Here is a 12809-nt window from a genome sequence, read left to right as displayed (position 1 = left end):
TTATGGTAAATAAAAAAGGCGGCCTTATCAGGTCGCCTTTTTAAATGCTTCTCTGCCAATAATTCATACTAATACCACAACATTAAACCCACCAGACTGACCACTACCAATCCACATAATGCACTGGTCAGTATAAATTGCCCACGTAGCCTCTCACAGCGGCGAATAAACTCAGGATCGTGGTGATCAAGATAACGTTGGGCGAAGATGTAACCCACTAATCTAATTTGTTTGCTCGGCTGACCGTGGGAGGTAAAAAAGCCACCACCATCAACATATTGATACAGCAACGGGTCGCAGCCACGTAATACCACTAACAAAGCACGCAGAGATGAATAATAACGTGCCATATTAATCACACATACCACACATAAAGCCCAAAAAAGCGCGACGGTACTGATCATAATTATCCTCCCAGCGATATCTCACACATTGGGTCAATCACCTGAACCTCTGTGCCATCGCTCACTCTAGCCGATACAAACACCCCCAGGGCCTCAAAAAACACCCCCTATCGTCCGCTTTCTGACTATGCTCGATACGTTGTTCGTTCGACACAGTATCCGAACGTGTAGGACTCCCTTTATCAGTGTAGGAAATGAAATGGAAAATAGCCTGATAATCTCTAAATTAAGCCTATTTAGGCATTTGTTAAGTATCGATTAGCATTAACTTATATCGAATATCTGTCACTGATAAATGCTCAGAATCCATACAAATTCAGCTTAAATATTAATCTTTCTTAACTGAATTAGATAAATTTGGCCGCTGTTTTTTGTAAATTATATTTGCATCACAAATATGAAATTCCGTTAATCATGATGATTTATCAGCGCTATACTTAAGATAATGATCTGCTTTAAATTCAAGTATTCTCACCGTGCGCCAAGGCAATTAACCGGCGAATCTCATCACTTATTGGTGCAATTTGGTGCAAAATGACATACGAATGCTTTAGTGATCATCATCAAAACAGTGCGTTGTGATCCGTGAAACACTTCAGTTAGGGGTCATAATGATAGTATGCAGATACCGTGTTAGCACCCGTTCAACAGGTTGAATGTTTGCTTACCCATTAATTAACATTATGGAAGGAGTTTACTTATGGCTTACAAACACATTCTGATTGCGGTTGACCTATCTCCAGAAAGTAAGGTATTGGTGGAAAAGGCGGTCTCCATGGCCAGACCGTACAATGCCAAAGTTTCCCTGATCCATGTTGATGTTAACTACTCAGACCTCTATACCGGTCTGATCGACGTTAATCTTGGCGATATGCAAAAACGTATCTCTGAAGAAACCCATAATGCATTAACTGAGCTTTCGCAAAATGCGGGCTACCCAATTGAGCAAACCCTCAGCGGTAGCGGCGATTTGGGCCAGGTACTGGTTGATGCCATTAAGAAATATGATATGGACTTGGTATTATGCGGCCATCATCAGGATTTCTGGAGCAAATTGATGTCTTCAGCACGCCAACTGATCAATACCGTACATGTCGATATGCTTATCGTGCCACTGCGCGATGACGACGCCGAAGACGAATAAGTTTCGCGAGAGTCATCCTGTTTAGCTTTAACGCCCGCCTTTTGCGGGCGTTTTTAATCAACAACCCCCGCCAAGCCCCGATAGCCACTCATTGATAACCCTGCTAAGTTTTTGTCAAAATCCCTTGCTGTATGAATATAAACCAGTGATATAGTCGAAGATGCACAACATCGTCTCCTCACTATTTGGATAATAATAATAGTTCGCAAAAAGGTGTAGGGAGAGTCTTAATTGGTACAAGGAATTATTAGTGATGAATGGTTTAACCTCTCTGGAGTCGTTTTTAGAATCTTTACAACAACGTGATGCCAACCAACCAGAATATCTCCAAGCAGTACGTGAAGTCTTCACGTCACTTTGGCCCTTTCTGGAGCAAAACCCACATTACCGTGAACAAAGCCTACTGGAGCGCTTAGTCGAGCCAGAACGTGTTATTCAATTCCGCGTTGCCTGGACTGATGACCAAGGTAAAGTTCAGGTTAACCGCGCCTGGCGTGTTCAGTTTAACTCGGCGATTGGTCCTTATAAGGGCGGGATGCGTTTCCACCCATCAGTAAACTTATCGATTCTGAAGTTCCTTGGTTTTGAACAGACCTTTAAAAATGCCCTGACAACCCTGCCTATGGGGGGCGGCAAAGGCGGTTCTGATTTTAATCCTAAAGGAAAAAGTCAGGCTGAAGTGATGCGTTTTTGCCAGGCACTGATGATGGAACTGTATCGTCATCTCGGCCCGGATACCGATGTTCCGGCGGGTGATATTGGTGTTGGTGGCCGTGAAGTGGCGTTTATGTCTGGCATGATGAAAAAACTGTCGAATAACACCGCTTGTGTCTTCACCGGCAAAGGTCTCTCCTTCGGCGGTAGTCTGATTCGCCCGGAAGCCACCGGTTATGGCTTGGTCTATTTCACCGACGCCATGTTAAAACGTCACGGCTTAGGTTTTGAAGGTCGAAAAGTCTCGGTTTCCGGTGCCGGAAACGTCGCACAATACACTATTGAAAAAGCCATGGCGCTGGGTGCCAAAGTGATTACCGCTTCTGACTCAGGTGGTACGGTGGTTGATGAAACAGGCTTTACCCCAGAAAAACTGGCTCATCTGGCTGAGATTAAGAACAATCGTTATGGTCGTATTGAAGATTATGCCCGTGAACGTAATCTGGTCTATTTAGCCGATCAGCAGCCATGGAGTGTACCGGTTGATATCGCGCTGCCATGTGCGACGCAGAACGAACTGGACCTGCCAGCGGCACGTCAACTGATTGCCAACGGGGTTAAAGCCGTTGCCGAAGGCGCTAATATGCCTACGACTATTCAGGCAACTGATGCTTTCCTTGATGCAGGGGTGCTGTTTGCACCGGGTAAAGCCGCCAATGCCGGTGGTGTTGCCACATCAGGTCTGGAAATGGCGCAGAACGCGGCCCGCCTGAGCTGGAAGGCAGAGAAAGTTGATGTCCGTTTGCATCACATCATGCTCGATATTCATCAATCTTGTGTTGAATACGGTGGCGAAGGCAAGCAAACCCACTATGTACACGGCGCGAATATTGCGGCCTTTGTTAAAGTGGCAGACGCAATGCTGGCCCAAGGTGTGTTGTAAGTAAGACGCTATTCCCATATTCTTTGAGGTAATAATACCCGAAGAATATGGGAACTTTATCCTCATAGATTTAAAAATCATATATCCCGCAGAGTAATATATAAAATCCTTAGTTCTTTTTAAGAACGTGCTTATTTTAAATATTATCGATGTCAGTAACATGCTTCCGGTGCATGAGTCGATAGCAAAGTAAATCATTTAAATTATGAGGAATAATAATGCTCAGGGAACAGACTAAAAATAACGTCAGAGCTGTAGATATTAATAATAGTATTGATATTAATAAATCAAAGGCGATTAATCTATTAGCGATAACCAGCAGAAACAAATGGCAAAATAAAGATAAGAATGGAGTAAGTATTATCACTTATTCATTTAGCCAACAAATACCAATAGGTTACCATTATTATAAATCAGTTGAGGGTGCTCCGGCCGATCCCTTTAATGAAGCCCAAATTCACCAGGTAAGAACGGCTATGCTCGCCATTGCTGATGTGGCGAATATTAAATTTAGTGAGGCTAAAGATGATGTTATAGCTAACATCCCCATTACCAATGTGTCACTTGAGGGGGCAATTGGCGGTTATGCCTATTCCCCAAATTCTAGTGGCCTCAGTCCAATATTTATTAATGCGAAGATAGACGAGAATCTAGCCCCCACACCATCAAACTATGGTGGTCGGGTGTTTATGCATGAACTCGGCCATGCACTCGGCTTGGAGCATACTCATGACACCGTAGGCTTAACACAACAAACCAGCGTAATGAGCTATTTATCTGAGTTCAACTCAGGAGCAATCTACGGGGGTAACTTTGCATCAACACCGCAACTCTATGATATTTTAGCACTTCAATACCTTTACGGTGCCAATAGCCGTACCCGAACCGGTGATACGACTTATGGTTTCAATTCCAATAGTAATAGGGATTACTTTACTGCAACCCACGCTAGCGACAAGTTGATATTCTGCGTGTGGGATGCCGGTGGTACCGATACGTTTGATTTCTCAGGTTATCATCAAGACCAAAGAATCACGCTGACTAAGCGTGGTTTCTCTGATATTGGCGGCTTGAGAGGCAATGTCTCAATTGCAGATAAAGTCGTGATTGAAAATGCCATCGGCGGTAGCGGTGATGATGAAATCAACGGTAACCGATCAAATAACACCCTGAAAGGAGGGGGTGGTGATGACAAATTAAGGGGCCGGGTGGGAAATGATAGGCTATTCGGGGGCCGTGGCAATGACCGGTTATCCGGTGGTAAGGGTGATGACTTCTTATCCGGCGGCGCAGGTAATGACCGGCTCAGCGGTGGCAATGGCAATGACCGGCTATTCGGCGGGCGCGGCGCTGACCGGATGAAAGGGGGAGAGGGGTGTGATATTTTCCAATACCGTAATAGCAGAGATTCCACCAAGAAATATACCGATACCATCATCGACTTTACATCTGGTGAAGATAAAATTGATTTATCATTCATTATGGCTGGCAATAATAATATTGTTATGGTCAATCAATTCAGCGCGAATGGTCAAACAGAATTAATGCAGAAATATGATGATGTCGCTAATATTACCTATCTGATGATTGATTTCGATCCAAAAATAAGCAAAGTCGATATGATGATAAGATTTATCGGCAAACATCAATTCACTCACAATGATTTTATTGTCAGCCCACCGCTTATTTCATAACGCTTTATACCCTAAATAATTCGAGTTGCAGGAAGGCGGCAATTGAGTGACAACTTGGTTGTAAACCATGTTGAACAGCGCTTGCGCTGGCCCGTCGGGTGAGCCTCATTAGAGGCTCATAATCCCCAAGCAATATACCCAAAGTCATTGGCGTTACCGCCACAGGGCCAACTGACACTGTAATAGCATCAAGGAAGTGGCATATAGAGGTCAAAACGATGACTTTTAGTGGTTACAGCCGCTGACGCAGCTATTCCTGCCAACGGTTCGGCATAATCTGGCCGCTTCACCACCACCCGTTTGGTAGCTAACGCGCGGGCCGGTGCCAATAAACCATCGGCATCTTCATCCGCACCCACCAGCGATTGGAACACCCGCATCTCCTTTTTAACCAGCGCACTTTTCTGCCGGTGCGGGTACATCGGATCGAGATAAACCACTTCTGGCCGGGGTTCAATATCTGCCAGTGCTATCAGGCTGGAGGCGTGCAACAGCGTCAACCGTTCGCGCAGCCACGGACCAATCTCAGCATCCTGATAACCGCGACACAAACCATCATCAAGCAATGCTGCCACCACTGGATTGCGCTCCAGCATTTGCACCTGGCAACCCAGCGCCGCCAAAACAAACGCATCCCGCCCTAAGCCTGCGGTAGCATCGACCACGCGGGGAAGATAACCCTTTTTGACACCGACGGCTTTAGCTACCGCCTCCCCTCGCCCACCACCGAACTTGCGGCGGTGCGCCAACGTACCGGAGACAAAATCGACATAAATGCCACCGAGCTTCGGCTCATCCCTCTTGCGCAATTCAAGGCGCTCAGGTGTCAACACCAGCGCCATAATGGCCTGCTCGTCAGACACCAAACCCCAACGCTCAGCCAAAATAGACAAGGCGCCGGGGGCGGCGCCTGCTTCAGACAATAAACAGATACTGACTTGTGACACGTTCTAGCCCTTAATACCGTAATGGCGCAGCATAGCATCCAACTGCGGTTCACGGCCACGGAAGCGCTTGAACAGCGTCATCGGCTCTTCAGAGCCACCGCGGGACAGAATATTATCGAGGAAGGACTGCCCGGTGGCAGCATTGAAAATCCCCTCTTCTTCGAAACGCGAGAATGCATCTGCCGAGAGCACTTCTGCCCACAAATAGCTGTAGTAACCCGCGGCATAGCCACCGGCAAAGATATGGCTAAAAGCATGTGGGAAGCGGCCCCATGTCGGTGACGGTACCACTGCCACCTGCTTTTTCACTTCATACAGGATCGGCAGGATCTGTGCACCGGTCAGTGGATCGAACTCATAATGCATGCGGAAATCGAACAGGCCGAACTCTAATTGACGCAGAATAAATAGCGCCGCCTGATAGTTTTTGGCCGCCAGCAGTTTATCCAGCATCTCTTGCGGTAATGGCTCGTGCGTCTGATAATGGCCGGAAATAAACGCTAGCGCCTGTGGCTCCCAGCACCAGTTTTCCATAAACTGGCTCGGCAATTCGACCGCATCCCAAGGGACACCATTGATGCCCGAGACGCCGGCAGTATCAATTTTGGTCAGCATGTGATGCAGGCCATGGCCGAACTCATGGAACAAGGTGGTGACTTCGTTATGGGTGAACAGCGCCGGTTTACCGCCGACTGGCCCGTTAAAGTTACAGGTCAGATAAGCCACCGGTTTTTGTAATTGACCGTTCGCCAGACGCAGGCTACCGACACAATCATCCATCCAGGCACCGCCACGTTTGTGCTCACGGGCATACAAGTCAAGATAGAAGCTGCCGCGCAGTTCACCGCTGGCATCAAAGAGTTCGAAGAAACGCACATCTGGATGCCAGGTATCCACATCTCGGCGCTCTTTGGCGCTAATACCGTAAATACGTTTAACGACTTCGAATAACCCTTCCACCACCCGCTGTTCCGGGAAGTAAGGTCGCAATTGCTCGTCACTGATGGAGAACAGATGCTGCTTCTGCTTCTCTGAATAATAGGTGATATCCCAGGCAGCCAACTCATTGACGCCGTAGTGTTTTTCAGCAAAAGCACGTAATTGTGCCAGCTCTTCTTCAGCCTGCGGACGGGCGCGTTTCGCCAAATCGTTCAGGAAACCAAGCACCTGTTGCGGGCTTTCTGCCATTTTGGTCGCCAGCGATTTATCGGCATAGCTGCCAAAACCTAACAGTTGTGCCAATTCATGGCGCAATGTCAGAATTTCCGCCATGATTTCACTGTTATCCCACTTACCGGCATTTGGCCCCTGATCAGAGGCACGGGTAGCAAAGGCGCGATACATCTCTTCGCGCAATTTAGCGTTATCAGCATAGGTCAGAACCGGCAGATAACTTGGCATATCCAGTGTCAGCAACCAACCATCCTGCTCTTTGGCTTCAGCCATAGCTTTAGCCGCAGCCAGGGCACTTTCTGGCAAGCCTTGCAATTGGTTAACATCAGTAATTAACTTGCTCCAGCCCATGGTGGCATCAAGCACGTTATTGCTGTAAGTGGAGCCTAGCTCAGACAAGCGGGCGACAATTTCGCCATAACGTTTCTGCTGATCGGGTTGCAAACCGATACCGGATAACTGGAAATCGCGCAGCGCATTCTCTACTGCTTTGCGCTGTGGGGCTGTCAATGCATCAAACCCCGGGCCTTCTTTCAGACTGACATAGGCCTGATACAAACCTTTATGTTGACCCACCCAAGTACCGTATTCCGACAGCAATGGCAGGCTTTGTTCATATGCAGTGCGCAGTTCCGGGCTATTTTTGACCGAATTTAAATGCCCGACCGGCGACCAGATACGCGATAAGCGATCGTCAGACTCAGCCAATGGCTGACACAGGTTATCCCAGGTGAAAGGTCCTGGCTGGGCAACTACCCGCTCCACCGCTTGACGACATTCATCCAGTGCGGATTTCACCGCAGGCACGATATCTTCGGGGCGAATCGCAGAAAATGGCGGCAGGGAGAACGGGGTCAACAGCGGATTTGTCATAGGGCAGTCCTGATTATAGTTTTGGATATCAATGATTCTTTTGAATATCAATGATCGTTTTCAATACCGCCGCGATGGTGAATACAACGACGACTTATAAATTATCTATGTATGATTAACATGAGGTCTATCAACATGAAAATCAATGGCTGGCGGCCTGACGACTATTGATTACCCACCGATTTTGGCAATCAAGCTCGCACTGCGGGTGTAGCAAAAACCTCAACCAGCTTAAATTGCTCAAAGACCAATAGCATCTCAGGGGAGAAATCACCCTCCCGTTCAAAGAAGGCCCGATGCCCGGTCTGCCAATAAGCCAAGCTTTTATCTCCCTCCCCCTCTTTGGCCGCCATTTCTGCGGTGACATCACAATAGCGGACCAGCGTTAAGCTCATGGTTCTAATGACGCAAACCGGTGTGCCTCGGCCATCGAGAATGACATTGTAATCACCAACACTGGGCGAAGCTTCTGATTTATAAGCACGATAGGAGCAACAAGTCGCTGTTTTAGCGCCGTTGATGACCAATTGCGCCAATTCATCTGCCATCTCAGAACTGTCGCCAAAGGACCAGAGCAAAGCGTCTGGGTAGTGCTCAGCAATTATCTTGTTAGTCATTATTATATCCATTGAGGTCAGATCAGGTATTCATCACAGATTAATGCAATTCAGTTTTTATCCACCAGACAGTTTATACTAGTTGCCATAATGTGCTGGCTGCGGTTTCTCACCCGGGTGTTTGTCGCATCCACAGATAAAAAGCACTGCCACAATCTACAGCATATATTCTCGCTAAATCCTTGATTTAAATTAGAATATCAATTGGTTAAAATAAAATGTTAAGTTATCGCCATAGTTTTCACGCCGGCAACCATGCCGACGTTCTTAAACATACCGTTCAAAGTCTGATTATTGAGTCTTTGAAGGAAAAAGAAAAACCGTTCCTTTATTTGGATACCCACGCCGGTGCCGGTCGCTACCAGTTAAGCGGTGAGCATGCCGAGCGCACGGGTGAATACCTTGATGGTATCGGCCTACTGTGGCAACGAGATGATTTACCTGCTGATTTAGCGCCATATATGAGTGCTATCAATTACTTTAACCGTAGTGAAAAACTGCGTTACTACCCCGGTTCACCATTAATCGCCCGCCATTTATTGCGTGAAGATGACAAAATTCATCTGACTGAACTGCACCCAAGCGACTACCCGTTGCTGCGCAATGAGTTTGCTAAAGATGAGCGAGCTAAAGTTCAACGTGCCGATGGTTATCAACAACTTAAATCACAATTGCCCCCATCATCACGCCGGGGTTTTGTTCTGATTGATCCGCCGTATGAAATGAAAACGGATTATCAGGATGTGGTGAAAGGTATTCAGGAAGGCTATAAACGCTTTGCAACGGGTACCTATGCATTATGGTATCCAGTGGTTTTACGTCAGCAAATCAAACGTATGTTACGGGATCTGGAAGCCACCGGCATCCGCCGTATCTTGCAAATTGAGCTGGCAGTGCGCCCGGACAGTGACCAACATGGTATGACCGCATCTGGCATGATTGTGATTAACCCGCCGTGGAAGCTAGAACAACAGATGAATACCTTGTTGCCGTGGCTGCACAACGTGCTGGTGCCATCGGGTCATGGTCATACCCTGGTGAAGTGGGTAGTGCCAGAATAAACACAGCCTAAATCAATTGGTCACGCGAATCAGAGCCATTGACGCAACCTTTGCGACAAAACTCGGGTAAGCGTTAAACTGTTAGGCAAATTTTAAACAACGTGGGAACGATTCTGATGACCAAACATTACGACTATCTGGCAATTGGCGGTGGCAGTGGTGGGATCGCGTCGATCAACCGGGCAGCCATGTACGGCAAAAAGTGTGCGCTGATCGAAGCTAAACAACTTGGTGGCACCTGCGTCAACGTTGGTTGTGTGCCGAAAAAAGTAATGTGGCATGCCGCGCAAATTGCAGAAGCGATTCATTTGTATGGCCCAGATTACGGTTTCGATACCACGGTGAACCATTTCGATTGGAAAAAGCTGATCGCTAACCGTACTGCTTACATCGATCGTATCCATCAGTCTTATGAGCGTGGTTTAGGCAATAACAAAGTAGATGTTATTCATGGTTTCGCGCGTTTTGTTGATGCGCATACTGTGGAAGTGAACGGTGAAAAAATCACTGCTGATCACATCCTGATCGCCACCGGTGGCCGCCCAAGTCACCCGAATATCCCTGGCGCAGAATACGGGATTAACTCCGATGGCTTCTTCGAATTAGACGAGATGCCAAAGCGAGTTGCCGTAGTAGGTGCAGGTTATATCGCGGTAGAAATCGCCGGGGTGCTCAATGGGTTAGGCACAGAAACCCATCTGTTTGTGCGCAAACATGCACCATTGCGTACTTTTGATCCGCTGATTGTTGAAACTCTGCTTGAAGTGATGAACACCGAAGGGCCAACACTGCATACCGACGCGGTACCAAAAGCGGTGATTAAAAACGCCGATGGTAGCCTAACGCTGCAACTGGAAAATGGCACTGAAGTCACCGTTGACCACCTGATTTGGGCCATTGGCCGTGAACCGTCAACTGACAACCTCAATCTGTCTGCCAGCGGTGTCAAAACCAATGACAAAGGCTATATCGAAGTTGATAAGTTCCAAAACACTAACGTCAAAGGTATCTACGCCGTCGGGGACAACACTGGTGCGGTTGAACTGACCCCTGTCGCCGTGGCTGCGGGTCGCCGTTTGTCTGAACGCTTGTTCAATAACAAGCCGGATGAGCATCTGGATTACAGTAATATCCCAACCGTGGTATTCAGCCATCCGCCAATCGGCACTATTGGCCTGACTGAGCCGCAAGCACGCGAGAAGTTTGGCGACGATCAGGTGAAAGTATACAAATCTTCATTCACTGCAATGTACAGCGCAGTGACTCAGCACCGCCAGCCATGCCGGATGAAATTAGTCTGCGTAGGGGTGGAAGAGAAGATTGTTGGTATCCATGGTATCGGTTTCGGTATGGATGAAATCTTGCAAGGGTTTGCTGTCGCCGTGAAAATGGGCGCGACCAAGAAAGATTTCGACAACACCGTCGCTATCCACCCGACCGCCGCAGAAGAGTTTGTAACCATGCGTTAAGGTTTGGTAAAAGACCAGAAAGGCTATGGACCGCAGGGTTGATAGCCTTTTTTATTGTTTTAAATTCTATCCTCACGAATATTTCTTACTTTCTCCCGGGTGATCCCTTAGTAGTTTCCAGCCAAAATTCATGCCCGCAGCAGCCAATAGGATGGCGGTTGCTCCAGCTATTTGCACGATACTCAAGCGGTGATCGAATACCAACCAGTCGACAATAATCGCCACAACCGGATAAATAAAAGATAACGTACCAACCAAACTGGTCGGGATTTTCTGAATCGCGCCGTACAACAGTGCGGACATTAGCCCAGTGTGAACCACGCCGATAATGAACAGTAATCCCCATGTGCTGCCTGATAGCGGTAAATCAGACCAACACACAAAGGGTGCCAGCAAAATAGCGCCGACCAACAACTGAATCAGTACAATCAGATGTGGTGGCAAGCCTTTTAGCCGCTTGATAATCGCGGCCGTTACCGCATACATAAATGCCGCCCCCAGCGCCATAATGATGCCGAAGAGGTAGTCAGAACCGGAGGTGATGGCCCCCGGTTGCCCGATAATGATAAACAGCATCCCGCCAAAAGCGACCAGCAACCAACAGAGCGCATTTACTGTTAATTTCTCACCAAAAAACAGCACCCCCAGCCCAACCAGCATAAAGGGTTGAGTATGGTAGGTAACGGTTGCCACCGAAATGGAGGCATAAGAGTAAGCGCCAAACAGTAGAACCCAGTTCAATACCAGCGTAATACCACCGATAACTGCAATCACGATATGCTGTCGCGTGAGCACACCGCGTTTGAGTAAACCCAGCATGGCACAAGCGATAAACATGGCGAATGCACCAAATACACAACGCCAGAACACAACTGTTACCGCAGGTTGCCCTGATGCGATAACCGGCCAGCCCACAGTACCGGAAATAAGCATAGCTGCGACCATTTCCATTGCCCCGCGAGCTTTCATTTTTATCATTCTCTCTCCGTAATCGCTGCCAGGATGCTTTTGTATTTGAGTGCTTGGCACTCAACAGACAATACATTAAAATGAACAAGTGACTATTATGGTGAACGACAATCAACCGTTCGTCAAGATGAACAAATGAATGATATGGTGAACAATGACTCACTTTATGCCCGATAACTCAGACCATGCAGCAACCCCGATTGGCTTGCTTTCTGCCTCTATTCGCCGGGAACGTGAGAAGTTAGGACTGACGGTAACGGAATTAGCAAAGCGTGCAGGTATCGCGAAATCGACGTTATCGCAATTGGAAGGCGGAGCGGGTAATCCCAGTTTGGAAACACTGTGGTCGTTAGCCATGGCACTGGATGTCCCGGTCAGTCGGCTTATCGCCCAGCCGCGCTTGCATGTTCAGGTGATCAGGGCCAATGAAGGGATTGCCGCAGTTTCTGAACAGGCGAACTACACCGCGACGTTGCTGGCTGCCTGCCCCACAGGGGTACAGCGGGATATCTATCGGATTAATGTTCAACCCGGTGAACTCAGGCGCTCCCGAGCACATATGCCCGGTACCATTGAACATGTGATTATCAGTTCAGGAAAAGCCAGAATCGGCCCAGTTGACCAAGCGATTGAGTTAAACGCAGGAGACTACATTAGCTATTCTGCTGATGTGGAACATATTTTTGAAGCACTGGCCGTGGATACCACTGCGGTGATGATGATTGAGCACACATAAGCTATCGAGATATCCGTGGCCATACAGAATTCCGACCGACACCCCAGCATAACTGTTGGTTAGGTTGTGATAGACGTCGACTCTGCTATTATCAACAGGCTGCTGCCATTTTGTATCATATTTTG

At 47.7% G+C, this 12809-nt stretch carries 11 protein-coding genes; 6 read left to right on the top strand and 5 right to left on the bottom strand.

The window, feature by feature from the left end; translation table 11 throughout:
• Positions 1-68 precede the first annotated feature (68 nt).
• On the bottom strand, positions 69-404 hold the full coding sequence (gene uspB / locus Q2T71_RS19690) for a universal stress protein UspB (RefSeq protein ID WP_005187112.1): 336 nt from the start codon (positions 402-404) through the stop codon (positions 69-71).
• 700 nt (positions 405-1104) lie between these two features.
• Between uspB and uspA the strand changes: the two genes are divergently transcribed.
• The 3 genes from uspA to Q2T71_RS19675 all read left to right on the top strand — a co-directional run bounded on the left by uspA (position 1105) and on the right by Q2T71_RS19675 (position 4839).
• Positions 1105-1548, top strand: coding sequence for a universal stress protein UspA (gene uspA / locus Q2T71_RS19685; RefSeq protein ID WP_083161333.1), 444 nt, complete (start codon positions 1105-1107; stop codon positions 1546-1548).
• A 253-nt stretch (positions 1549-1801) separates the two neighbouring features.
• A complete protein-coding gene (gdhA, locus tag Q2T71_RS19680; protein ID WP_372560277.1) occupies positions 1802-3145 on the top strand; it encodes an NADP-specific glutamate dehydrogenase in 1344 nt (447 codons plus the stop codon).
• A 218-nt stretch (positions 3146-3363) separates the two neighbouring features.
• The gene (locus Q2T71_RS19675) at positions 3364-4839 is read left to right on the top strand and encodes a M10 family metallopeptidase C-terminal domain-containing protein (RefSeq protein ID WP_372560276.1); all 1476 of its coding nucleotides are present in this window, start codon (positions 3364-3366) and stop codon (positions 4837-4839) included.
• 188 nt (positions 4840-5027) lie between these two features.
• Here the strand turns inward: Q2T71_RS19675 and rsmJ are convergent, their stop codons facing one another.
• The 3 genes from rsmJ to Q2T71_RS19660 all read right to left on the bottom strand — a co-directional run bounded on the left by rsmJ (position 5028) and on the right by Q2T71_RS19660 (position 8449).
• Positions 5028-5786, bottom strand: a complete 759-nt coding sequence (gene rsmJ / locus Q2T71_RS19670) for a 16S rRNA (guanine(1516)-N(2))-methyltransferase RsmJ (protein WP_372560275.1) — start codon at positions 5784-5786, stop codon at positions 5028-5030.
• A gap of 3 nt (positions 5787-5789) precedes the next feature.
• Positions 5790-7832, bottom strand: coding sequence for an oligopeptidase A (gene prlC / locus Q2T71_RS19665; RefSeq protein WP_372560274.1), 2043 nt, complete (start codon positions 7830-7832; stop codon positions 5790-5792).
• Positions 7833-8023: 191 nt separating this feature from the next.
• Positions 8024-8449: an ASCH domain-containing protein gene (locus Q2T71_RS19660; RefSeq protein ID WP_372560273.1), complete on the bottom strand. Its 426-nt coding sequence runs from the start codon at positions 8447-8449 to the stop codon at positions 8024-8026.
• 218 nt (positions 8450-8667) lie between these two features.
• On the opposite strand from Q2T71_RS19660, the gene Q2T71_RS19655 reads away from it, so the two are divergent.
• A complete protein-coding gene (locus Q2T71_RS19655; protein ID WP_372560272.1) occupies positions 8668-9510 on the top strand; it encodes a 23S rRNA (adenine(2030)-N(6))-methyltransferase RlmJ in 843 nt (280 codons plus the stop codon).
• 116 nt (positions 9511-9626) lie between these two features.
• Positions 9627-10979, top strand: coding sequence for a glutathione-disulfide reductase (gorA, locus tag Q2T71_RS19650; RefSeq protein WP_372560271.1), 1353 nt, complete (start codon positions 9627-9629; stop codon positions 10977-10979).
• 72 nt (positions 10980-11051) lie between these two features.
• Here gorA and Q2T71_RS19645 read toward each other — a convergent pair whose 3' ends face one another.
• On the bottom strand, positions 11052-11954 hold the full coding sequence (locus Q2T71_RS19645) for a DMT family transporter (protein WP_372560685.1): 903 nt from the start codon (positions 11952-11954) through the stop codon (positions 11052-11054).
• A gap of 160 nt (positions 11955-12114) precedes the next feature.
• On the opposite strand from Q2T71_RS19645, the gene Q2T71_RS19640 reads away from it, so the two are divergent.
• Positions 12115-12684, top strand: a complete 570-nt coding sequence (locus Q2T71_RS19640; RefSeq protein WP_372560684.1) for a helix-turn-helix domain-containing protein — start codon at positions 12115-12117, stop codon at positions 12682-12684.
• Positions 12685-12809 lie beyond the last annotated feature (125 nt).

The sequence above is a fragment of the Yersinia sp. 1652 StPb PI genome (assembly GCF_041538345.1).
In the GTDB taxonomy this organism is placed as follows: Bacteria; Pseudomonadota; Gammaproteobacteria; order Enterobacterales; family Enterobacteriaceae; genus Yersinia; species Yersinia enterocolitica_E.
The sequence above is the reverse complement of the archived record's forward strand: the minus strand, read 5'-3'. Positions and strand labels throughout refer to the sequence as shown.